Consider the following 23,238-nt stretch of genomic DNA (forward strand, 5'->3'; position numbering starts at 1 on the left):
TCTCCTCCGGGGCAGCGCGGTCGCGGAAACTGGTGGTCCCCGCCGGGGCGGGGTGGGTCGCGGCCGTGGGTCACGGCGTGCAGTGGCGGGATCAGCAACTTTCAGTAAACGAATCGTAATCCAGAGTAAAGGTAAAGCATGGATTTTCCGGGCAAATGGGTTAATCAATCACTCTGGTGAGTGATGTGAGCATTTCATCGGCTTGTCGTACTAATTCCTTCTCCGTGCCGTGCCACCGTGACGGCGCTGCCGACTCATCGACTGGAGAAGGAAGGTGGGCGGGATGGCCGCCACCCGGAGGATCGCCGCGGGCGCCATGGGCGCCGCGGTCTGTGCCCTGTCACTCGCCGGCTGCGGGACCGGCTCCGAGCGTGCGGAGGGAGGGACGTCCGGGCCGCAGGGCGCGCCTGCGCCCAAGAGCGCGGTCCGGCTGATCGGGGACGGCTCCACCGCGTTCACCGGTGCGCAGCCCCATCTGTCCCGCCCGGAACGGCTGAAGCCCGGTCAGAAGCCGCCCCAGTTCGTGGTCTTCTCCTGGGACGGCGCCGGCGAGGACAGCCAGCGGCTGTTCTCGCACTTCCGCGAGGTGGCCAAGGCCAACAACGCCACGATGACGTACTTCCTCAGCGGTGTGTATCTGCTGCCCGAGGACAAGCGTGACCTCTACAAGCCCCCGCAGCACTCACCGGGCCGCTCCGACATCGGGTTCAACGACCGGCAGGGCATCGCCGACACCGTGAAGCAGTTGCGGCTGGCGTGGCTGGAGGGCAACGAGATCGGCACCCACTTCAACGGCCACTTCTGTGGCACCGAGGGCGGTGTCGGCCAGTGGTCGGTGGAGGAGTGGAAGGACGAGATCGCCCAGGCCAAGCAGTTCGTGAAGTCCTGGAAGACCAACAGCGGCATGACCAAGGCCGCACCGCTGCCCTTCGACTACGACCGGGAACTCATCGGCGCGCGCACCCCGTGCCTGGAGGGCCAGGCCAACTTCCGCAAGGCCGCCCGTGCACTGGGCTTCCGCTACGACACCAGCGGCGTCAACAACCAGGTGTGGCCCGGCAAGAAGGAGGGGCTGTGGGACCTGTCCATGCAGTTGGTGCCCTTCCCCGGGCACGACTACGAGCAGTTGACCATGGACTACAACTTCATGGTCAACCAGTCGGGCACCACCACCCAGGGTGATCCCGCCAAGTACGAGTACTGGGGCAACCAGATGCGCGACGGACTGCTCCAGGGCTTCCAGCGCGCGTACGACGGCAACCGCGCGCCCCTGATCATCGGCAACCACTTCGAGTCATGGAACGGCGGCACCTACATGCGCGCCATCGAGGACGTCGTCGAGCAGGTGTGCACCAAGCCCGAGGTGCGCTGCGTGTCGTTCCGTCAGCTCGTCGACTGGCTGGACGCCCAGGACCCGAAGACGCTCGCGAAGATGCGCACGCTGAAGGTCGGCGAGGCCCCGAAGAAGGGGTGGGAGTCCTTCCTGTCCGCCCGCCCCGCCCCGGCCCCGAAGGGTGCGCCCGGGGCGTCGGCGGACCGACTGTAGGCGTCAGGCGTCGTCAGGCGGGTTCGACGACGCCTTCGCCCAGCACGAAGTCGGGGTCGACCTGGGCCGCCAGGTCGGCCCCGTGCCGTTCGTTGGCCCAGGACTGGGCGTTCTTCAGGTGGAAGTGCACCATCTGCCGGGTGTAGCGCTCCCAGTCGCGCCGTTCGTACGTCGCGTCGGCCGTCGCCCGCAGCGTGTCCAGGGCGCGGCGGTTGACGTCCTCCAGGTGCTCGAACCGGGGCGGCCGGCCCTTTTCCATGGCGCGCACCCAGTCGGAGTGCCCGACCGTCACGAGCAGGTCGTCCCCGACTTCGGCGCGGAGGTAGTCGAGGTCGTCCTGGCCCTGCACCTTGTTGCCGACGACCTTCAGCTCGATGCCGAAGTCGCGGGCGTACTCCTTGTACTGGCGATAGACGGAGACCCCCTTCCGGGTCGGCTCGGCGACGAGGAACGTGATGTCGAAGCGGGTGAACATGCCCGAGGCGAAGGAGTCCGAACCCGCCGTCATGTCCACCACGACGTACTCGTCGGGTCCGTCCACCAGGTGGTTCAGGCACAGCTCCACCGCTCCGGTCTTGGAGTGGTAACACGCGACCCCGAGGTCGGCGTCCGTGAAGGGGCCGGTGACCATCAAACGGACGGCCCCGCCGTCGAGTTCCACCGGCCGGGCGCAGGCGTCGTAGACCGGGTTGTCCTCGCGCACCCGCAGCAGCCGCGAGCCCTCGCCGGGCGGTGTGGTCTTGATCATCGACTCGGCTGAGGCGATGCGCGGGTTGGTGCCGCGCAGGTAGTTCTTGATGAGTGCCAGCCGGTCGCCCATGGCGGGCAGTCCGGCGGACTCCGACTCGTCGAGGCCGAGCGCGGGCCCCAGGTGCTGGTTGATGTCGGCGTCGATCGCGACGACGGGAGCGCCGACGGCCGCGAGGTGGCGGATGAAAAGGGAGGACAGGGTCGTCTTTCCGCTGCCACCCTTGCCAACGAAAGCAATTTTCATGTTCATCAAGCGTAGTGGCGCCGGGAGACAGGGACCGGCGTTGCGTGAAGAAGACCACTCCTTCGTGGGGTTTCCACGGGGGGTGCGTAGGGTCGTACTCATGAGTACGACAGGCGCGACCGCCGATCCGCTAGCCGCCCTGGGCTCGCTCCCCGGAGTGGCCGAGTCCGTGGAATCCGTGCGCAAGGCCGTGGACCGGGTCTACGGGCACCGGATCATGCGCAGGCGCAGCAACGAGATCACCTCCGAGGCGGCACTGCGCGGGGCCCGCGGCTCCGCCGCGCTGTCCGGTGCGGACTGGGCCCTCGAGGAGGTGCGCCGGCGTACCGACTTCAGCGGCGACGACGAGGCCCGGATGATGGGCGGGGCGCTCCGGCTGACCGCCGAGGCGGGGCAGCTGCTGTCCATCTGGCGGCAGTCGCCGCTGCGGGTGCTGGCCCGGCTGCACCTGGTGGCGGCGGCGGACAAGGCCGACCAGGTGGGGCGGCCCCGGCAGCAGGGCGAACCGGTCGACGAGCCGCTGATCGAGCAGCCGCTCCCCGGCGCCGACGAGGTGTCCGGGCGTCTGGAAGGGCTGTCCGAGCTGATCATCGCGGGGAGTTCGGCGCCCGCCCTGGTGATGGCGGCCGTCGTGCACGGCGAGCTGCTCGCCCTGCGCCCCTTCGTCTCCCACAACGGCTTGGTGGCGCGCACGGCCGAGCGGATCGTCCTGGTCGGCAGCGGACTCGACCCGAAGTCGGTCTGCCCGGCGGAAGTAGGACACGCCGAGCTGGGCCGTGCGGCCTATGTGGCGGCGTTCGAGGGATATGTCTCGGGAACTCCCGAGGGCATGGCGGCGTGGATCGCGCACTGCGGCCGGGCGGTCGAGCTGGGCGCCCGCGAGTCGACGGCGGTGTGCGAGGCGCTCCAGCGCGGGGCGGCGTAGGCCGCCGGGAGATCTGACGCGGGCCGGATGGTGCGCGCGGGGTAACCCGCGACGTGATGCTCGCCGAGGACGCCCGCGGCCAGGTGCCCTGAACATGCCCTGAACAGGGTTGCGGCGGTACGAGTTCTCGTACCGCCGCTGGCATGAGCACCGGGTTACCAAGCGTCCTCGATATGTGCCCATCAGGTGGGGATCTTTGCCCGTCACCTGGTGCGGCTGGCCCGTAATCGACGGGTCGACGTCGCGTGGGTGCCCAGTGTTCATGCGCGGTCCGTGGGCCAAATGCGTTGTGAAGGGTGATCCTCTCGGATGTCCTTGGTCTCGCGGGCCGTGTCTCCTTTGTACTCCTGGCGAGTGGCAAGCGGAAGTGCTCGCCTTGCTTCTTTACTTGTGGATTCAATACTTTCGGCTTCAATGACGCGATTGATGTACGCCGTGTTTCCGCGGCCACCGGCGGGGTGAACCGGCAGGTCAGGCCGTGGCTGCCCGGCGGCGACTCGCGTACCAGACAAGGCCGGCGGTGGCCGCCGCCGCACCTATGGCGGCCGCCGCGACCAGAGCGGGACGCGGCGGTACGGAGAACGCGGGCAGTCGCTGCTTGAGTCTGACCGGGCGGTGGAAATCGAGAATCGGCCACTCGCGCGCGAGTGCCTCACGGCGCAGGGCGCGATCGGGATTCACCGCGTGCGGATTCCCCACCGACTCCAGCATCGGTAGATCCGTCGCCGAATCGCTGTATGCGTAGCAGCGTGAAAGGTCGTACCCCTCGGACTCCGCGAGCTCCCGGACCGCCTCCGCCTTCGTGGGGCCGTAGGCGTAGTACTCCACCTCGCCCGTGAAGCAGCCGTCGTCCCCCACCACCATGCGGGTGGCGACCACGCGGTCGGCGCCGAGCAGCTCGCCGATCGGCTCGACCACCTCGGCACCCGACGTGGACACGATCACCACGTCGCGGCCGGCGCTGTGGTGCTCCTCGATCAGGGACGCGGCCTCGTCGTAGATGATCGGATCGACGATGTCGTGCAGCGTCTCGGCGACGATCTCCTTGACCTGCTGGACGTTCCAGCCTCGGCACAGCGCGGACAGGTACGCGCGCATGCGCTCGATCTGCTCGTGGTCGGAGCCCCCTGCCAGGAAGACGAACTGGGCATATGCGGTGCGCAGTACGGCCCGGCGGTTGATCAGGCCGCCCTGGTAGAACGACTTGCTGAAGGTGAGCGTGCTCGACTTCGCAATGACCGTCTTGTCCAGGTCAAAGAAGGCCGCTGTGCGGGGCATCGAGTGGTTTTCCACGACCCAGAGCATAGGGGCAGCCCATTCGGCGTAAGGTGGGGCGTGTGGGTTTGCCTGAGAGGGCTCTCGGGTACACCATGGAAGTCACGGATCGTTCGCGACCGTGCTAACCCGGTCCGACTCCTCCCCCCCCGAGTCGGCCGTGGGGACGACCCCCGCTCTCCCCCCCGGCGGGGGTCGTCGCATGTCCGGGTGGGTTTTTCTCCTCTCTCCGCGGCCGCCGGGCCGTATCGAGGCGGCTGCGGCCGCCTCTTCGGCATGCCCATAACCGGTCACGGTGCGTAGTCGTCGGACTGCTCTGCGGAAGTCGCACAGGAGATGGCGCGGAGTCACCGGTATGGGTGACAGCGATATTCACAACCAACGAGTTGTCCACAGTTATCGACCAAGATCCACACGATTTTCTGGATCGCTGCACCGTGATTCCTGCGCGGCCCGCTCGCGGCGAGTTCCTGGCCGGTTCGGATTGCCGGGTGCGCGTGGCCGGATTGCGTCGGCCGTTCATATGGAGGCCGGTTGCCGGTTCTTCACATGTATGCGAATCGCGGGGCCGCAGGGGCTGCGCGAGCGAAGCGGAGAAGCAGCGAAGGGGGAAACAAACCGTGGCCGGAACCGTCACACACGATCCGCCGTCCGCCGCCGGAGGGCGGCAGAGCCGACCGCTGATCGTCACCGAGGACGCCGAACTGCTCGACGACCTGCTGCGCCTGTGCGCGGCGGCCGGAGCCACCCCGGAGGTCCACCACACCGTGCCGGACCGCTGCGGCGGCTGGGAGGCAGCGCCGTTGGTCCTGGTCGGGGACGACGCGGCCAGGCGGGCGCGCGGGGCCGCGCGCAGAAGAGGGGTGGTGCTGGTCGGCCGCGACCAGGACGACCCCGGCGTGTGGAAGCGCGCCGTCCAGATCGGCGCCGACCACGTCCTGATGCTGCCCGACGGCGAGCAGTGGCTGGTCGACCGGATCGCCGATGTCGCCGAAGGCGTCGGCCGGCCCGCGCTCACCGTCGGCGTGATCGGCGGCCGGGGTGGCGCCGGTGCGTCCACGCTGGCCTGCGCGCTCGCCGTGACCTCCGCGCGTGAGGGACTGCGCACTCTGCTCGTGGACGCCGATCCGCTGGGCGGCGGACTCGACGTGCTCCTCGGCGGCGAGACCGCCGAGGGCCTGCGCTGGCCGGCCTTCGCCGCCTCCCGTGGGCGGGTCGGCAGTGGCGCCCTGGAGGAGTCACTCCCCGAGCTGCACAGCCTGAGGGTGCTCAGCTGGGACCGCGGCGACTGTGTCGCCATCCCGCCCCAGGCCGTACGGGCGGTGCTGGCTGCGGCCCGCCGTAGGGGCGGCGCGGTCGTGGTGGACCTGCCGCGCCGGATCGATGACGGGAGCGCTGAGGCCCTGGCCCAGCTCGACATCGGGCTCCTGGTGGTCCCCGCCGAACTGCGCGCGGTCGCGGCCGCCGGACGGGTGGCCTCCGCGGCCGGCATGGTCGTGCGCGATCTGCGGGTGGCGGTACGCGGACCGTACGCGCCCGGCCTCGACGACCGCGAGGTGGCCCGGCTGCTCGGGCTGCCGCTGGCCGGCGAGGTGCCCGTGGAGTCCGGCTTGCTGCGACCGGCCGAGGGCAGGACGCCGCCCGGCGCCGGCGGGCGCGGTCCCCTGGCCCGGTTCTGCACCCAGTTCTGGGAGCGGGCGCTGGTCGAGGCGGGTGCGGCATGAGCACTTTCACGGGGCCCCTGCTGGACGGCGTGCGCCAGTGGCTCGCCGAGAGCGGCGCCGAGCCCACACCCGCGCGCGTGGCGCAGGCACTGCGGGAACAGGGCCGGGTGCTGGGCGACGCGGAAGTCCTCGGCGCCGCCGAGCAGTTGCGGTCCGAGCTGGTCGGCAGCGGGCCCCTGGAGCCACTGCTCGCCGATCCGTCGGTGACCGACGTGCTGGTCCCGGCGCCCGACCGGGTGTGGGTCGACCGGGGCGGCGGCCTGGAGCTGACATCCGTCACCTTCCCCGACGCGGCGGCCGTACGACGCCTCGCGCAGCGGCTGGCCGCGGTGGCGGGCCGGCGCCTGGACGACGCCCGGCCCTGGGTCGACGCCCGGCTGCCGGACGGCACGAGGCTGCATGCCGTGCTCGCGCCGGTCGCCGTCGGAAGCACCAGCCTGTCCTTGCGAGTGGTACGCCCGCGCGCGTTCACACTCGACGAACTGGTGGGGGCGGGCACGATCCCGCCGGGTGGTGACCGGGTCCTGCGGGCGCTGCTGCAAGCGAGGTTGTCCTTCCTGATCAGCGGGGGCACGGGCACCGGCAAGACGACCTTGCTGAGTGCGCTGCTGGGGCTGGTGGGGCCGGACGAGCGGATCGTGCTCGCGGAGGACTCGGCGGAGTTGCGCCCCGACCATCCGCACGTGGTGCGCCTGGAGACCCGGCCCGCGAACCAGGAGGGCGCCGGGCTCGTGACTCTGGAGGACCTGGTCCGGCAGGCGTTGCGGATGCGGCCCGACCGGCTGGTGGTCGGTGAGGTGCGCGGGGCCGAGGTGGTGCATCTGCTGGCCGCTCTGAACACCGGCCACGAGGGCGGCTGCGGGACCGTACATGCCAATGCCGCAGCCGACGTCCCCGCCCGCCTCGAGGCCCTCGGCACGGCGGCCGGTCTCGACCGCGCCGCGCTGCACAGCCAGTTGGCGGCCGCGCTGTCGGTCGTACTGCACCTGGTGCGGGACCGGAACGGGAGGCGGCGGATCGCTGAGGTGCACGTGCTGGAGCGTGACCCCTCGGGACTGGTGCGGACCCTGCCGGCCTTGCGGTGGGGACCGGAGGCGTTCGTACGGGAGCGGGGGTGGGGGCGGTTGCGGGAGCTGCTGTGTGGTGGCGGGTCAGGGCCGGGGCCGGTCGAGGACGAGGCGCGACTGCCGTGCGCGAGTGACGGGATGAGGGGCGAACGGCATGGGTGAGATGGCGATGAGTGCGGCGCTGGTGTGTGCCGGGGCGGCCGCGTGGCTGATGGGCGGGTGGCATTCGGGGGCGGCCCGGCGGGCGCAACTGCTGCTGGCCGGTGGCGGGGTGGTGGGCAGCGGGCCTCCCGCGTGGCGGCGCCGGGCGCAGGAGTTGCGGCGGATCCGCGGGCGGCTGCGGGCCGAGTGGTGGGCGCCGGTGGCCGGGCTGGTGCTCGCGGTGCTGGGGTCGTCGGTGCTGCCGGCCGTCGCCGGGGCGGCCGGGATGCCAGTGCTGAGGCGGGTACGGCTGGCCGGGGAGGCGCGGCGCGCGCGGGAGCGGCGAGGCGCCGCGGTGATCGCGCTGTGCTCGGCACTGGCGGGCGAGGTGCGGGCCGGACGGCAGCCGGGCGAGGCCCTGTTACGGGCCGCGCGCGACTCCGCAGGGCTCGGTGAGGCGCAGCCGGCGGTACTGGCGGCGGCGCGGTTCGGCGGGGACGTGCCGGGAGCGCTGGCGACGGCGGCACGGCAGCCCGGGGCCGAGGGGCTGCTGGGACTCGCTGCGTGCTGGCGGGTCGCGGTCGACCGGGGCGCGGGTCTCGCGTCGGGACTCGACCGGCTGGAGGCCGCCCTGCGGGCGGAGCGGGACCAGCGTGCCGAGTTCCGCGCTCAACTGGCGGGTTCGCGCTCCACGGCGGTGATGCTCGCGGCGCTGCCGGCCCTTGGCATCCTCCTGGGCACCGCGCTGGGCGCCGACCCGCTGCGCGTGCTGCTGCACACCGGCGCGGGGCTCGGGTGCCTGCTGGTGGGCGCGGTGCTGGAGGGCGTGGGGCTGTGGTGGGCGCTGCGCATCGTGAGGGGAGCCGAGGCGTCGTGAGTACGGAAGTTGTCCACAGGCTGGGGGTGGCCCTGGGGGTCGTGTCGGCCCTGGCGTGTGTCACGCACTGGGCGGTCGGCGCACGGCGGGAACGCCGGGCGCGGAGGCGGGTGGCCGGGCTGCTGGGCTGTGAGGCCGCTGCCCCACGGCCGCGTCGGGAGGTCGGGGACGCGGTACGGCGCTGGTGGCCGACGGCCGCGGTGGTCGGTGCCGGGTGGGCGCTGGTCGGCGGGGGCCTGGGGGTCCTCGTGGGCCTGGCCGCCGCCCTCGGGGTGTGGCGATGGCGTGGCCGGCAGACAGCCGGCGCCGCCGCGAAGGAGGCTGTCGACCCGCGCGAGGCGGCCCGGCAACTCCCGCTGGCCGCCGACCTCGTCGCCGCGTGCATCGCGGCCGGCGCCGGTCCGGTGATCGCCGCGCAGGCCGTGGGCGAAGCCTTGGGCGGCCCGGTGGGGGAGGCGCTGGCGCGTGGGGCGGCGGAAGTACGGCTCGGCGGTGAACCGGCGGAGGCGTGGCGCCGGCTGGCCGCCGCACCGGGCGCGGCGCCGCTGGCGCGGCTGCTGGAACGGGCCGGCGTGTCCGGTCTCCCCGCGGCCGCACCGGTCGCGCGGATCGCCGCGGACGCCCGCGCCGACTGGGCCCGCGGTGCCACGGCACGGGCGCGGCGGGCGGCGGTCATGGTCACGGCGCCGGTGGGGCTGTGCTTTCTGCCCGCCTTCATCGCGGTCGGTGTGCTGCCCGTCGTGATCGGGCTGGCGGGTGGGGTGCTGGGAGGGGGTGGCGGCTGACGGGCTGCGGCTGATGGGCGCCTGACCGCGCGCGAGAGCGGCTCGCGCAGGGACGAACGGCTACTGGCGGACGGACAGATGGAACGGAACCTCACGGGGGTTGAGATGTGCAAGGCGGTACGGGCACGCGTGCGTGCCCTGGTGTGGCGGATGCGCGGCATGCGGAAGGAGGCCGGGATGGTCACCTCCGAGTACGCGGTGGGAATCGTCGCGGCGGCGGCCTTCGCGGTGCTGCTCTACAAGGTCGTGACGAGCGGTCAGGTCAGCGCGGAGCTGCAGAACATCGTCAAAGAGGCCCTCGATGCGCGGATGTAGGTGGCGGGGGCGGGGCGCGGACCGGGGGTTCGTGACGGCGGAGGCTGCGCTGGTGCTGCCCGTGCTGGTGATGTTCGCGATGGGGCTGGTCTGGGCGCTGCTCGTGGCGGCCGCGCAGATCCAGTGCGTGGACGCCGCCCGGACAGGCGCCCGCGCGGCGGCCCGGCAGGACCCGCAGGACGCGGTCGTCCAGGTCGCCCGCGAGGTGGCACCGCGCGGGGCGGAGGTCGCGCTGAGCCGGGAGGGCGACCGGGTCCGGGTCGTGGTCGTGGCCAGGTCGCCGGTGCTGGGACGACTGTCCTACGAGCTGCGGGAGGAGGCGGTCGCGGTCGTGGAGGGGACGGCGGTGGCGGGACGGGAGGCGGGTCGTTGAGGGGCGGTGGCGGCTACACGAGTGGCGGAGGCGGGTCCATGAGAGGCGGAGGCGTGTCCAGCTGGGGCGGTCGCCGGTCCGTCAGGGGCGGTGGCGGCGGGCCCAGGGGCGGTGACGGGGACCGGGGATCCGCCACCGTCTGGAGCGTCGGTGCGATCGCCGTCCTGTGTGTCGTGTTCGGCGTCCTGCTCGCCCTGGGGCAGGCCGCCGTGACCCGGCACCGCGCGGCCGGTGGCGCGGACCTCGCCGCTCTCGCGGCGGCGGACCACTGGGCGCAGGGCTCCGAGGCGGCCTGCGCACGGGCGGAACGGGCGGCCGGCGACCAGGGCACGCGGCTGGTGCGGTGCGCGCTGGTGGGCGAGATCTCGGACGTGACGGCGGCGTCGGGAAGGGGGCCGTTCACCGTGGAGGTCAGGGCACGGGCGGGCCCTGCGGAGGCGGTGACGCCGGTTCCCCGGGGTGCTCCGGTGCCGGCCGGGCTCCCGCAGGAGCCTCCCGGGCTCCCTCCGCTTCCCCAGCCGCATCCGCCTGCTCCTCCGCCGGCGCCCCCCGCAACAGCACCGTGAGAAGACGCACGGCCCCCCGCTTGTGCAGCGGATCGTTGCCGTTGCCGCACTTGGGGGACTGGATGCAGGACGGGCAGCCGCTGTCGCACTCGCAGGAGGCGATGGCCTCGCGCGTGGCGGAGAGCCAGGCCTTGGCGGTGTGGAAGGCGCGTTCCGCGAAGCCGGCGCCGCCCGGGTGGCCGTCGTAGACGAAGACCGTCGGCAAGAGCGTGTCGGGGTGGAGCGGGACCGACACGCCACCGATGTCCCAGCGGTCGCAGGTAGCGAAGAGGGGCAGCATGCCGATCGACGCGTGCTCGGCGGCATGCAGGGCGCCGCCGAGGATCTCCGGGCTGATGCGGGCCTCGTCGAGCTGGTCCTCGGTGACCGTCCACCACACCGCGCGCGTGCGGAGCGTTCGGGGCGGAAGGTCCAGTTTGCTCTCGCCCAGCACTTCGCCGGTGATGAGACGGCGGCGCAGGAAGGAGACGACCTGGTTGGTCACCTCGACGGAGCCGTAGCAGAGGCGGCCGTGGCCCCACGGCACCTCGACGTCCGTCTCCAGGACGGAGATCGTCGTGGTGTCGCGGGCGACCGTGGAGTACGGCGGGTCGGCCTCCTCGACCAGGGCGACCGAGTCGTCCAGGTCGAGGGAGCGCACGAGGTACGTGCGGCCCTGGTGGAGGTGGACCGCGCCTTCGTGGACGGTCGTGTGCGCCGCGCCCGCGTCGACCGTGCCCAGCAGACGGCCGGTGCCCGCCTCGACGATCTGGACCGGCCGGCCGCCCTCACCCCGGATGTCGGCCAGATCGGCGGCCCGCTCCCGGCGGGTCCAGTGCCAGGCCTTCGTGCGCCGGCGGAGCAGTTTCGCGGCCTCCAGCTGCGGGAGCAGCTCCGCGCCGGCCGGGCCGAACAGCTCCAGGTCCTCCTCGACCAGGGGAAGCTCCTCGGCGGCGGCGCAGAGGTGGGGCGCGAGGACGTAGGGGTTGTCGGGATCGAGGACGGTCGACTCCACGGGCTGGTCGAACAGGGCCTCCGGATGGTGGACCAGGAACGTGTCCAGCGGGTCGTCGCGGGCCACCAGCACGGCCAGCGCGCCCTGCCCCGAGCGGCCGGCCCGGCCCGCCTGCTGCCACAGGGAGGCGCGCGTACCCGGGTAGCCGGCGATGACGACGGCATCCAGGCCGGAGACGTCGACGCCCAGTTCCAGGGCGGTGGTGGCGGCGAGGGCGAGGAGTTCGCCGGAGTGCAGGGCGCGTTCCAGGGCGCGGCGCTCCTCGGGGAGGTAGCCGCCCCGGTACGCCGCGACACGCCGGGGCAGGGAGCGGTCGATCTCCGCGAGCCGCTCCTGGGTGATCACCGAGATCAGCTCGGCGCCGCGCCGGGAGCGTACGAAGGCGACGGTGCGGACGTTCTGGAGGGTGAGGTCGGTGAGGAGGTCGGCGGTCTCTGCGGTGGCGGTACGGCGGACGGGTGCGCCCTTCTCGCCCTGGAGTTCGGTGAGCGGGGGCTCCCAGAGGGCGAAGACCAGTTCCCCGCGCGGGGAGGCGTCGTCGGCGACCTCCACGACCGGGAGGCCGGTGAGGCGGCGGGCGGCGACGGCCGGCTCGGCGGCGGTCGCGGAGGCGAGCAGGAACACGGGGGAGGAGCCGTAACGGGCGCAGAGGCGGCGCAGTCGGCGCAGTACCTGGGCGACGTGCGAGCCGAAGACGCCGCGGTAGGTGTGGCACTCGTCGATGACGACGTACTTCAGCGACTTCAGGAAGGAGGCCCAGCGGGGATGGGACGGCAGGATGCCCCGGTGCAGCATGTCGGGGTTGGTCAGGACGTACGTGGCGTACTGGCGGATCCACTCACGTTCCTCGAACGGGGTGTCGCCGTCGTAGACGGCCGGCCGCACCGATTGGCCCAGCGGATGTGAAAGTTCTTTCACGGCTCGGCACTGGTCCGCCGCCAGGGCCTTGGTGGGGGCCAGGTAGAGGGCGGTGGCGCCACGGCCGTTGGGGGCCTCGGCGCCGTCCAGGAGTGTGGAGAAGACCGGGACCAGGTACGCCAGGGACTTGCCGGACGCGGTGCCGGTGGCGACGACCACCGACTGGCCGTCCAGCGCGTGTTCGGCCGCCTGCGCCTGGTGGGCCCAGGGGTGTTCGATGCCCGCGGCCCGTACCGCGGCGATCACCTCGGATCGGATCCGGTCCGGCCAGGCTGCATGCCGACCCGCACGCGGGGGCAAGTGCTCCGTATGAGTGATGCGCGAAGCCCTGTTCGGTCCCGAGGCGAGCCGGTCCAGGACCGTGCCCGGGGCGGGGCGGGACGCGGTGTCCGTCGGGGATCGATCGGATCGGTGATTCTTGGCCATCGGCACCGAGTGTGTCACCGGCTTGACGGACAATGGGACCAAGGCGTCGTGCACGCCTGCCGGTAAGTGATTGAATGCCATCGCGGCTGGCGAACCGTCCAGGGGGATCTGCCGAGATGTCCCAAGGACGACCGCTCGATAGCAAGGTGCTGGAGGATCCGTGGACCTGTCCCTGTCGACCGAGACCATCGGCGATCGCACGATCGTCAGGGTCGGTGGCGAAATCGACGTATATACCGCGCCCAAGCTGCGCGAGCAGCTGGTCGAGCTGGTGAACGACGGCAGTTTCCACCTCGTCGTCGACATGGAGGGCGTGGACTTCCTCGACTCCACCGGGCTCGGCGTGCTGGTCGGCGGCCTGAAGCGGGTGCGTGCCCATGAGGGCTCACTGCGCCTGGTCTGCAACCAGGAGCGCATTCTGAAGATCTTCCGCATTACCGGCCTCACCAAGGTGTTCCCGATTCACACCTCGGTCGAGGAAGCGGTGGCGGCCACCGACTGATCACCGGCCCGGGCCGTGGGCCCGGGGCGGCAGATTCGCACAGGGGGTCCGGGCTTTCGGCGGCCCGGACCCCGAGCACGCCCGTAGCTCCGAGGGGGATGCATGGCCACCGTCGAACTCCGCTTCAGCGCGCTGCCCGAGCACGTAAGGACCGCCCGGCTGGTGGCGGCGGCGGTGGCACGCAGGGCCGGGGTGGACGAGGCCGTCCTCGACGAGGTGCGGCTCGCCGTCGGCGAGGCCTGTTCCCGCGCAGTGGGGCTGCACCAGCTCATCGGGATCACGGCGCCGGTGAAGGTGGCGCTGATCGAGGAGGAGAAACAGTTCTCCATCGAGGTCGGCGACGAGGCACCGCACGCGCCGACCGGGGTCCGGATGTCCGGCGCAGCCGCCGACGACCCCGACGTGGAGGCCGAGGAGGACGAGATGGGCCTCGCGGTGATCAGCGGTCTCGTCGACGACGTCGAGGTGACCGCGGGGGAGCACGGCGGCCTGATCCGTATGACCTGGCCGACCACGCCGCCGCCGACCGCGGTGCTCCCCTGACGTCGTCACTCCATCGGAGTAAGCACAACGAGGGCCCTGCTCAGCAGGGCCCTCGTTGTTCTTGCGCGGGAACCGGCCCGGGATTCGTGAAGGAATTCACGATCAGCGGGCGATCAATTGACTGATCGGCGGCGCCGCAATTCGATCAAGCTCCCACACTTCTGGGGCATTACTACTTTCGGGTTCGTAGGCTTCCTGCGATCATTTGCGGTGAAGCACGGGACGACTAATTCCGCTTGCCGCGCCCTGTTTTGATCAGGACCGGCTCCCTACAATCCGTCCACATCTTGAGCTCAGCCCAAGCGTCAAGGAGGACGAATGGCGGGGCTTTCTACCCCTCATCGGTTGGACCATCTGGACCACTCCACAACCTTCGCAGCCGCAGTGCTGACCGACGGCAACCGCGTCATGGTGATGGTCATCGCGGCCGTCGCCCTGGCCGCTCTGGTCGTCGCCGGCGTGCTGCTGCGCCAGGTGCTCGCGGCAGGCGAGGGCACCGACAGCATGAAGAAGATCGCGGCGGCCGTGCAGGAAGGCGCCAACGCCTATCTGGCCCGGCAGTTGCGGACGCTCGGCGTATTCGCCGTCGTCGTGTTCTTCCTGCTCATGTTGCTGCCCGCGGACGACTGGAATCAGCGCGCCGGACGATCGGTGTTCTTCTTGATCGGTGCGGCGTTCTCGGCGGCCACCGGCTATATCGGCATGTGGCTCGCCGTGCGCAGCAATGTCCGGGTCGCCGCGGCTGCCCGTGAAGCGACTCCGGCAGAGGGTGAGCCGGAAAAGGATCTCACTCTCGTCTCGCACAAAGCCATGAAGATCGCTTTCCGCACGGGCGGCGTCGTCGGCATGTTCACGGTGGGCCTCGGTCTGCTGGGCGCCTCCTGCGTGGTGCTGGTCTACACGGCCGACGCGCCGAAGGTGCTGGAGGGCTTCGGCCTCGGGGCCGCCCTCATCGCGATGTTCATGAGGGTGGGCGGCGGCATCTTCACCAAGGCCGCCGACGTCGGCGCCGACCTGGTCGGCAAGGTCGAGCAGGGCATTCCGGAGGACGATCCGCGCAATGCCGCGACCATCGCCGACAACGTGGGCGACAACGTCGGCGACTGCGCGGGCATGGCCGCCGACCTGTTCGAGTCGTACGCCGTGACCCTGGTCGCCGCGCTGATCCTGGGCACGGCGGCCTTCGGCGACTTCGGACTGGCGTTCCCGCTGCTGGTGCCCGCGATCGGCGTGGTCACCGCGATGATCGGCATCTTCGCCGTGGCCCCGCGGCGTGCCGACCGCAGCGGGATGAGCGCGATCAACCGGGGGTTCTTCATCTCCGCGGTGATCTCGCTCGCCCTGGTGGCCGTGGCCGTCTTCGTCTACCTGCCGTCGTCGTACGCCGAGCTCGACGGCGTCACCGATGCGGCGATCCTGGCGAGGGACGGCGACCCGCGGATCCTCGCGCTCGTCGCGGTGGCCATCGGCATCCTGCTCGCCGCCGTGATCCAGCAGCTCACCGGCTACTTCACCGAGACCAACCGGCGCCCCGTGAGGGACATCGGCAAGACCTCGCTCACCGGCCCGGCCACCGTCGTCCTCGCCGGTATCTCCGTCGGCCTCGAATCGGCCGTCTACACCGCCCTGTTGATCGGCCTCGGCGTCTACGGGGCCTTCCTCCTCGGCGGTACGTCGATCATGCTGGCGCTCTTCGCGGTCGCGCTGGCCGGTACCGGTCTGCTCACCACGGTCGGTGTGATCGTCGCCATGGACACCTTCGGGCCGGTCTCCGACAACGCGCAGGGCATCGCCGAGATGTCCGGCGACGTCCAGGGCGCCGGCGCGCAGGTGCTCACCAACCTGGACGCCGTCGGCAACACCACCAAGGCCATCACCAAGGGCATCGCCATCGCCACCGCCGTCCTCGCGGCGTCGGCGCTCTTCGGCTCGTACCGTGACGCGATCACCACCGGCGCACGGGACGTGGGAGAGAAGCTCAGCGGTGAGGGTTCGCCGATGACGCTGGCGATGGACATCTCGCAGCCCAACAACCTCGTCGGCCTCATCGCGGGCGCGGCGGTCGTCTTCCTCTTCTCCGGACTGGCGATCAACGCGGTCTCGCGGTCGGCGGGTTCGGTGGTGTTCGAGGTGCGGCGGCAGTTCCGCGAGCGGCCCGGGATCATGGACTACACCGAGAAACCGGAGTACGGGAAAGTCGTCGACATCTGTACGAGAGACGCGCTCCGGGAACTGGCCACGCCAGGTCTGCTCGCGGTCATGGCGCCGATCTTCATCGGGTTCACGCTCGGCGTCGGCGCGCTCGGCGCGTATCTGGCGGGCGCGATCGGGGCCGGCACCTTGATGGCGGTGTTCCTCGCCAACTCCGGCGGCGCCTGGGACAACGCCAAGAAGCTCGTGGAGGACGGTCACCACGGCGGCAAGGGCAGCGAGGCGCACGCGGCGACGGTGATCGGCGACACGGTCGGTGACCCCTTCAAGGACACCGCCGGCCCGGCGATCAACCCGCTGCTGAAGGTGATGAACCTGGTGGCGCTGCTCATCGCGCCCGCGGTGATCAAGTTCAGCTACGGCGACGACGCGAGTCTCGGCATACGGATCCTGGTCGCCGTACTCTCCCTGGCCGTGATCGTCGCAGCGGTGTTCGTCTCCAAGCGGCGCGGCATCGCCATGGGCGACGACGACCCCGAGCCGACCGCGAAGTCGGCGGATCCGGCGGTGGTTTCGTAGCTCGTCGCACCCGGCTCGGCCCAAGGAGCGGGCGGGAGGCGCGCATTGGCGCGTCACCCGCCCGCTCCGTCGTGGACGCCTCCACCGTGAGCCTTCTCTCCCTTGGTGTAAATGGCTGCAATAAGGTGAATATCGGACCTCGGTCATGCGTTTGCTGTGCGCTTGGCGTGTATGTTCCGGGGCCGAGAGCCATGGAAGGGGCCAAACCGGTGAACAAGAAGCTCGCGGCCGCACTGTCCGGCGGTGCGGTACTGGTGCTGGCGCTGTCGGGATGCACCAGCGACGACGGCGACGAGAAGCTGGACGCGTGGGCCAAGCAGGTCTGTGACGCGGTGCAGCCGCAGGCCAAGAAGATCGCGGCTGCCAATTCCGCCATCCAGAAGGAGACCTCGGACAGCAGCACGCCGGAAGAGGTCCAGAAGACCGACGCAGCCGCCTTCCAGGACATGTCCGACGCCTACAAGGCGATCGGCGCGGCCGTCAGCAAGGCCGGCGCGCCCGATGTCGAGAACGGCGACAAGAAGCAGCAGGACGCCGTCAAGGAGCTCAACACCATCTCCTCGTCCTACGCGTCCCTGAAGAAGCAGGTCGACGCCCTCGACACCAAGGACCAGGCGAAGTTCGCCGACGGTCTCAAGGACATCGCCACCGAGCTGGACAAGCTCAGCCAGAGCGGCAGCAACGCGCTGACGACCCTGGAGGAGGGCGAGGTCGGCCAGGCGATGGCCAAGCAGGAGACCTGCAAGAGCGCGTCGTCCGCGCCGTCGTCCACCCAGGGCTGACGTTCGCGGCGGCCCTGCCGCACGGTCACAATGGAGGGCGTGAGCAACGCCAGCCTCTCCGCCCTGCCCGCCACCGACCGCCCCGACGTCACCGCACGACTGCGCGACGCCCTCCTGGGGGCCGCCTTCACCGCCGACGGACTGCTCGAACTGCTCGGCGCCCCCGCCTACGCGGCGCTGGCGCGCAGCGAGGTCGTCCCCGCGCTGCGGGCCACGCGCGGGGACACACCACTGGAAGTGCTCGTACGGCTGTTCCTGTTGCAGCAGCCCGTGCCGCACGCGCGCGTGGAGGGGGTGCTGCCCGTCGACGCGTGCCTGGAGAGCGGGTGGCTGACGCGGGTCGGCGGTGACGAGGTCGCGGCGACCGTGGACGTCCGGCCGTACGGCGGGCTGGACGGCGAGGACTGGTTCATCGTGTCCGACCTGGGCTGCGCGGTCGGCGGTGCCGGTGGCATCGGGCGCCGGGACGAGGGCGTCGTCCTGGGCGTCGGGGGCGCGTCGACGACGCTCGCCGGGATCACGGTCCGTACGCCCGTCTCCGCGGCCCTCGATCTGGGCACCGGGTCCGGCATCCAGGCGCTGCACGCCGCACAGCACGCCACGCGCGTGACGGCCACCGACGTCAACCCGCGTGCGCTGCACATCACCGCGCTCACCCTCGCCCTGTCCGGCGCGCCCGCCGCGGACCTGCACGAGGGCTCCCTCTTCGAGCCGCTCGCGGACGACGCGACGTTCGACCTGATCGTGTCGAACCCGCCCTTCGTGATCTCTCCCGGTGCCCGGCTGACGTACCGCGACGGCGGGATGGGCGGGGACGATCTGTGCCGCACGCTCGTTCAGCGGGCGGGGGAGCGGCTGAACGAGGGCGGGTTCGCGCAGTTCCTGGCCAACTGGCAGCACGTCGAGGGCGAGGACTGGCAGGAGCGGCTGCAGTCCTGGGTGCCGCGTGGCTGCGACGCGTGGATCGTGCAGCGGGAGGTGCAGGACGTCACGCAGTACGCCGAGCTGTGGCTGCGTGACGCGGGGGACCACCGGGGTGACGTGGCGGAGTACCAGGCGCGGTACGACGCCTGGCTGGACGAGTTCGAGGCGCGCAAGGTGCGTGCGGTCGGGTTCGGGTGGATCACCCTGCGGAAGCGGGGGACCGCGGTGCCTTCGATCACGGTGGAGGAGTGGCCGCATCCGGTCGAGCAGCCGCTCGGTGAGGCGGTCCGCGCGCATTTCGAGCGGCTCGACTATCTGCGGTCGCGGGACGACGCGGCCCTGCTGGAGGAGCGTTTCCGGCTGGCCGCCGAGGTGGTGCAGGAGCAGGTCGGGCTGCCCGGCGCGGAGGATCCGGAGCATGTCGTGCTGCGGCAGAACCGCGGCATGCGGCGGGCCGCCAAGGTGGACACGGTGGGCGCCGGGTTCGCGGGCGTGTGCGACGGCTCGCTGACCGCGGGGCGGATTCTGGACGCCATCGCCCAACTGGTCGGGGAGGACCCGGTGTTGCTGCGGGACCGGACGCCGGCGCAGATCCGGTTGCTGGTGGAGCAGGGGTTTCTGGAGCCGGCGGGGTGAGCCGAGTCCGCGGTCCCGGTGGGGGCGCGCGGGGGTGCGCCGGGGCGTCCGTGGGGAGCGTGTGCCGGGGGCGGGCGTGATCGCGAGGGGTCGTGCGCCGGGGCGGCGGGGCTTTGTGGAGGGCCGTGCGCCGGGGCGGCGGGGGTTTGCGGGGGTTCGTGTGCCGGAGCCGGCGTGATCGCGAGGGATCGTGCGCCGGGCGGGTGCGTCCGGCGGGGACGCCGGTGCCGGGCGGGCCACCTGCAGGGGGTGCAGGCGCCGGGGAGGCCACGCCTGCGAGGGGTTCGTGTGCTGTGAGTGCCGGCTGAGCCGAGCTCCAGGTGCCGGCCGCTACCAGCGCGCCGCCCGGCGCCCGCGAGGGCGCGGCCCACCGCCTGCGAGGCGTAGCCCATCCGGTGCGAGGCGTAGCCCGCCTCCCCGCGAGGCCCCAGCGACGGTGGCCCGCCCGTGCGAGGCATGCCCACACCGCGAGGCATGCCCACACCGCGAGGCGTCGCACACCGCGAGGCGTCGCACGCCGCGCGGCGTCGTGCGTCGTGATCATGGCTGGGCGGAGTCTGCGGAAGCGGTGGACAAGAACGGCTGAAAAAACTTTCGAAGATCCTGTCGGGTCGAATCCGGACTCTGGCCGAAAGTAGACGCACAGTCCCGTCGACCCCCCGTTCACGTCAGGTTCGCCTGGGCGCAGCCCGTGCGTGTCAACCTCCGGGTAAATGGACACCCGCCGACGGCAAGAAGGGGCACGCGGAGCCATGGAGAGTGGACCGGCGATCTTCGCGGGAGCGGTGTTCGCCCTGTTCGGAGGCGGCCTGCTGGTGTGGACGGCGACTCGGGTGCGCCGTCGTGAACCGGTCGCCCACGGTGTGAACCCGGTCGCATCGGCGACCCTCGCGAGCGTCGCCGCGGTGATCGCGCTGGCCCTCGGAGCGGGGTGCTTCAGCCGGCTCTGACGACCAGGAAGGCGTTCCACCTGGGGTAATCGGCATGACACGCTCCGGATAGAACCGGTCGTCCCGGCGGACACGCCGGGCGGCAGGAATGGCGGTAGTCGGGTTACCGTTCGAGTGGCCGTTGCGGGCTTTTCCCGTTTGACACGGGGGCGGGATGTACCGTCACACTCCGCAGCGTCACCAGCGAGTGAGCCATGAAAGGTGCCCTGACCCCGGGAGTGCAAGGCCTGGGGAGGCCCCAGCGTCGACCGGAGAGAAGAGCGAAGTTGTCCCCGACCAGCGAGACCGCACAGGGCGGCCGCCGACTCGTCATCGTCGAGTCGCCTGCCAAGGCGAAGACGATCAAGGGCTACCTCGGCCCCGGCTACGTCGTCGAAGCGAGCGTCGGGCACATCCGCGACCTCCCCAACGGCGCGGCGGAGGTGCCGGAGAAGTACACCGGCGAGGTCCGCCGCCTCGGCGTGGACGTCGAACACGACTTCCAGCCCATCTATGTGATCAACGCCGACAAGAAGGCGCAGGTCAAGAAGCTCAAGGACCTGCTGAAGGATTCCGACGAGCTCTTCCTCGCCACCGATGAGGACCGGGAGGGCGAGGCGATCGCCTGGCACCTCCAGGAGGTGCTCAAGCCCAAGGTCCCGGTCAAGCGGATGGTCTTCCACGAGATCACCAAGGCCGCGATCCAGGCCGCCGTGGCCAACCCGCGCCAGCTCAACCAGAAGCTCGTCGACGCCCAGGAGACCCGCCGCATCCTCGACCGCCTGTACGGCTACGAGGTCTCGCCGGTGCTGTGGAAGAAGGTCATGCCGCGGCTGTCGGCGGGCCGTGTCCAGTCGGTCGCCACCCGGCTCGTGGTCGAGCGGGAACGCGAGCGCATCGCGTTTCGTTCGGCTGAGTACTGGGACCTGACGGGCACCTTCGCGACCGGCCGCGCGGGGGACTCGTCGGACCCGTCGTCGCTGGTCGCCCGCCTGCAGACCGTCGACGGCAGGCGGGTCGCGCAGGGCCGCGACTTCGACTCCCTGGGACAACTGAAGAGCGCGAACACCCTCCACCTCGACGAGGCGAACGCCCGCGCCCTCGCCGCGGCCCTGGAGGACACCCGGTTCTCCGTCCGGTCGGTCGAGTCCAAGCCGTACCGCCGCTCGCCGTACGCGCCGTTCCGTACGACGACACTGCAGCAGGAGGCCAGCCGCAAGCTCGGCTTCGGCGCCAAGGCGACCATGCAGATCGCGCAGAAGCTGTACGAGAACGGCTACATCACCTACATGCGTACGGACTCGACGACGCTGAGCGACACGGCGGTCGCCGCCGCCCGCGCCCAGGTCACGCAGCTGTACGGCGCCGACTACCTGCCGCCGCAGCCCAGGACCTACGCCGGGAAGGTCAAGAACGCGCAGGAGGCGCACGAGGCGATCCGGCCCTCGGGTGATCGTTTCCGCACGCCCGCAGAGACGGGCCTGACCGGCGACCAGTTCAAGCTCTACGAGCTGATCTGGAAGCGGACCGTCGCCTCCCAGATGAAGGACGCCACCGGAAACAGCGTGACGGTGAAGATCGGCGGCACCGCGGCCGACGGCCGGGACGTCGAGTTCAGCGCGTCCGGCAAGACGATCACGTTCCACGGCTTCCTCAAGGCCTACGTCGAGGGCGCCGACGACCCGAACGCCGAGCTGGACGACCGCGAGCGCCGGCTGCCGCAGGTCGGCGAGGGTGACCCGCTGTCCGCCGAGGAGATCACGGTCGACGGCCACGCCACCAAGCCCCCGGCCCGCTACACCGAGGCCTCGCTGGTCAAGGAGCTCGAGGAGCGCGAGATCGGCCGCCCGTCGACGTACGCGTCGATCATCGGCACGATCCTCGACCGCGGCTATGTGTTCAAGAAGGGCACGGCACTCGTCCCGTCCTTCCTGAGCTTCGCCGTGGTCAACCTCCTGGAGAAGCACTTCGGCCGGCTCGTCGACTACGACTTCACCGCCAAGATGGAGGACGACCTCGACCGCATCGCGCGCGGTGAGGCGCAGGCGGTGCCGTGGCTGAAGCGGTTCTACTTCGGCGAGGGCACCGGCGCGGGCGTCGCCGCGGACGCCGGCAACGGCGACGGGGACCACCTCGGCGGCCTCAAGGAACTGGTCACCGACCTGGGCGCGATCGACGCGCGCGAGGTGTCCTCGTTCCCGGTGGGCAGCGACATCGTGCTGCGCGTCGGGCGTTACGGCCCGTACATCGAGCGTGGTGAGAAGGACACCGAGCAGCACCAGCGTGCCGACATCCCGGCCGATCTGGCGCCGGACGAGCTGTCCGTCGAGCTCGCCGAGGAACTTCTCGCCAAGCCGAGCGGCGACTTCGAGCTGGGCACCGACCCGTCGACCGGCCACACGATCGTCGCCAAGGACGGCCGCTACGGTCCGTACGTCACCGAGGTGCTGCCCGAGGGGACGCCGAAGACCGGCAAGAACGCCGTGAAGCCGCGGACGGCCTCGCTGTTCAAGACGATGTCGCTGGACACGGTGACGCTGGAGGAAGCCCTCAAGCTGATGTCGCTGCCACGTGTCGTCGGCACGGACGCGGAGGGTGTCGAGATCACCGCGCAGAACGGGCGCTACGGGCCGTACCTGAAGAAGGGGACGGACTCGCGGTCGTTGCAGTCCGAGGACCAGCTCTTCACGATCACGCTGGAGGAGGCGCAGGCGATCTACGCCCAGCCGAAGCAGCGTGGCCGCGCCGCCGCCAAGCCGCCGCTGAAGGAGCTGGGCGAGGACCCGGTCAGCGCCAAGCCGGTGGTCGTCAAGGACGGCCGCTTCGGTCCGTACGTCACCGACGGCGAGACCAACGCGACCCTGAGGTCCGGCGACAGCGTCGAGACGATCACGCCGGAGCGCGGCTTCGAACTGCTCGCCGAGAAGCGCGCGAAGGGGCCCGCCAAGAAGACGGCGAAGAAGGCCCCCGCCAAGAAGGCCCCGGCGAAGAAGGCGACAGCCACGAAGAAGACCGCGGCCAAGAAGGCCACGGCGGCGAAGAAGACGACGGCCGCGAAGAAGACGGCCGCGAAGAAGACGGCCGCGAAGACGACGACCGCTTCCAAGACCACGTCGGAGGACTGAGGCGGACGCCTCTTCTCCCGGCTGTCTCCTTTTCCGGTTCTCCCGGCCGTCTCCTTTTCCGGCCGGGTCGGTGTACCGGGCGGGTCGGCGCACCCGTTCGGCAACGGCCTTTTCTTCACACGACGTTCGCGCGACGCACGC

Annotated in this window: 18 protein-coding genes and 1 pseudogene; 16 read left to right on the top strand and 3 right to left on the bottom strand. The window is 71.3% G+C overall.

Features of this window, described 5'->3' with window-relative positions; translation table 11 throughout:
* Positions 1–283: 283 nt before the first annotated feature.
* Entirely contained in the window at positions 284–1,546 is a 1,263-nt protein-coding gene (locus tag ACIHCM_RS06960; RefSeq protein ID WP_399890236.1) for a hypothetical protein, read from the top strand.
* Positions 1,547–1,559: 13 nt separating this feature from the next.
* Here ACIHCM_RS06960 and ACIHCM_RS06965 read toward each other — a convergent pair whose 3' ends face one another.
* Positions 1,560–2,546 carry an ATP-binding protein gene (locus ACIHCM_RS06965; RefSeq protein WP_399890238.1) on the bottom strand — a complete coding sequence of 329 codons (987 nt, stop codon included), beginning with the start codon at positions 2,544–2,546 and terminating at the stop codon, positions 1,560–1,562.
* Between the two features lie 94 nt (positions 2,547–2,640).
* Here ACIHCM_RS06965 and ACIHCM_RS06970 point away from each other — a divergent pair, with 94 nt between their 5' ends.
* Positions 2,641–3,465, top strand: coding sequence for an oxidoreductase (locus ACIHCM_RS06970; RefSeq protein WP_399890241.1), 825 nt, complete (start codon positions 2,641–2,643; stop codon positions 3,463–3,465).
* A gap of 471 nt (positions 3,466–3,936) precedes the next feature.
* Here ACIHCM_RS06970 and ACIHCM_RS06975 read toward each other — a convergent pair whose 3' ends face one another.
* Positions 3,937–4,770 carry an HAD family hydrolase gene (locus tag ACIHCM_RS06975; RefSeq protein WP_399890244.1) on the bottom strand — a complete coding sequence of 278 codons (834 nt, stop codon included), beginning with the start codon at positions 4,768–4,770 and terminating at the stop codon, positions 3,937–3,939.
* A gap of 590 nt (positions 4,771–5,360) precedes the next feature.
* Here ACIHCM_RS06975 and ssd point away from each other — a divergent pair.
* From ssd to ACIHCM_RS07010, 7 genes and pseudogenes are all read left to right on the top strand, one after another.
* Complete coding sequence (gene ssd, locus ACIHCM_RS06980) at positions 5,361–6,464, top strand: septum site-determining protein Ssd (protein ID WP_399890247.1); 1,104 nt, start codon at positions 5,361–5,363, stop codon at positions 6,462–6,464.
* On the top strand, positions 6,461–7,693 hold the full coding sequence (locus ACIHCM_RS06985) for a TadA family conjugal transfer-associated ATPase (protein ID WP_399890250.1): 1,233 nt from the start codon (positions 6,461–6,463) through the stop codon (positions 7,691–7,693). Before ssd ends, ACIHCM_RS06985 begins: the two co-directional genes overlap by 4 nt.
* Positions 7,686–8,549: a type II secretion system F family protein gene (locus tag ACIHCM_RS06990; RefSeq protein WP_399890253.1), complete on the top strand. Its 864-nt coding sequence runs from the start codon at positions 7,686–7,688 to the stop codon at positions 8,547–8,549. Before ACIHCM_RS06985 ends, ACIHCM_RS06990 begins: the two co-directional genes overlap by 8 nt.
* On the top strand, positions 8,546–9,334 hold the full coding sequence (locus tag ACIHCM_RS06995; RefSeq protein WP_399890256.1) for a type II secretion system F family protein: 789 nt from the start codon (positions 8,546–8,548) through the stop codon (positions 9,332–9,334). Before ACIHCM_RS06990 ends, ACIHCM_RS06995 begins: the two co-directional genes overlap by 4 nt.
* A gap of 105 nt (positions 9,335–9,439) precedes the next feature.
* Positions 9,440–9,649, top strand: a complete 210-nt coding sequence (locus ACIHCM_RS07000) for a DUF4244 domain-containing protein (RefSeq protein ID WP_399890586.1) — start codon at positions 9,440–9,442, stop codon at positions 9,647–9,649.
* Positions 9,636–10,022: a TadE family type IV pilus minor pilin gene (locus tag ACIHCM_RS07005; RefSeq protein ID WP_399890259.1), complete on the top strand. Its 387-nt coding sequence runs from the start codon at positions 9,636–9,638 to the stop codon at positions 10,020–10,022. Before ACIHCM_RS07000 ends, ACIHCM_RS07005 begins: the two co-directional genes overlap by 14 nt.
* Before the next feature lie 38 nt (positions 10,023–10,060).
* A pseudogene (locus tag ACIHCM_RS07010) lies at positions 10,061–10,543 on the top strand (Rv3654c family TadE-like protein); the annotation flags it as partial.
* On the opposite strand, the gene ACIHCM_RS07015 reads toward ACIHCM_RS07010, so the two are convergent.
* Positions 10,434–13,007, bottom strand: a complete 2,574-nt coding sequence (locus ACIHCM_RS07015) for a DEAD/DEAH box helicase (RefSeq protein WP_399890262.1) — start codon at positions 13,005–13,007, stop codon at positions 10,434–10,436. The pseudogene ACIHCM_RS07010 and the gene ACIHCM_RS07015 sit on opposite strands and share 110 nt — an antisense overlap.
* Before the next feature lie 79 nt (positions 13,008–13,086).
* Here ACIHCM_RS07015 and bldG point away from each other — a divergent pair, with 79 nt between their 5' ends.
* From bldG to topA, 7 genes are all read left to right on the top strand, one after another.
* Positions 13,087–13,428 carry an anti-sigma factor antagonist BldG gene (gene bldG / locus ACIHCM_RS07020; protein WP_024885807.1) on the top strand — a complete coding sequence of 114 codons (342 nt, stop codon included), beginning with the start codon at positions 13,087–13,089 and terminating at the stop codon, positions 13,426–13,428.
* A 102-nt stretch (positions 13,429–13,530) separates the two neighbouring features.
* Positions 13,531–13,971, top strand: coding sequence for an ATP-binding protein (locus ACIHCM_RS07025; RefSeq protein ID WP_399890266.1), 441 nt, complete (start codon positions 13,531–13,533; stop codon positions 13,969–13,971).
* 318 nt (positions 13,972–14,289) lie between these two features.
* The gene (locus tag ACIHCM_RS07030) at positions 14,290–16,701 is read left to right on the top strand and encodes a sodium-translocating pyrophosphatase (RefSeq protein ID WP_399890269.1); all 2,412 of its coding nucleotides are present in this window, start codon (positions 14,290–14,292) and stop codon (positions 16,699–16,701) included.
* Between the two features lie 191 nt (positions 16,702–16,892).
* Complete coding sequence (locus ACIHCM_RS07035; protein WP_399890272.1) at positions 16,893–17,483, top strand: small secreted protein; 591 nt, start codon at positions 16,893–16,895, stop codon at positions 17,481–17,483.
* 30 nt (positions 17,484–17,513) lie between these two features.
* Positions 17,514–19,043: a methyltransferase gene (locus ACIHCM_RS07040; RefSeq protein ID WP_399890275.1), complete on the top strand. Its 1,530-nt coding sequence runs from the start codon at positions 17,514–17,516 to the stop codon at positions 19,041–19,043.
* Positions 19,044–19,795: 752 nt separating this feature from the next.
* Positions 19,796–19,993, top strand: a complete 198-nt coding sequence (locus ACIHCM_RS07045; protein WP_399890278.1) for a hypothetical protein — start codon at positions 19,796–19,798, stop codon at positions 19,991–19,993.
* Positions 19,994–20,259: 266 nt separating this feature from the next.
* The gene (gene topA / locus ACIHCM_RS07050) at positions 20,260–23,097 is read left to right on the top strand and encodes a type I DNA topoisomerase (RefSeq protein WP_399890281.1); all 2,838 of its coding nucleotides are present in this window, start codon (positions 20,260–20,262) and stop codon (positions 23,095–23,097) included.
* Positions 23,098–23,238: the final 141 nt, after the last annotated feature.

Origin of the sequence: Streptomyces sp. NPDC052023 (genome assembly GCF_044548465.1) — a bacterium.
GTDB lineage: Bacteria > Actinomycetota > Actinomycetes > Streptomycetales > Streptomycetaceae > Streptomyces.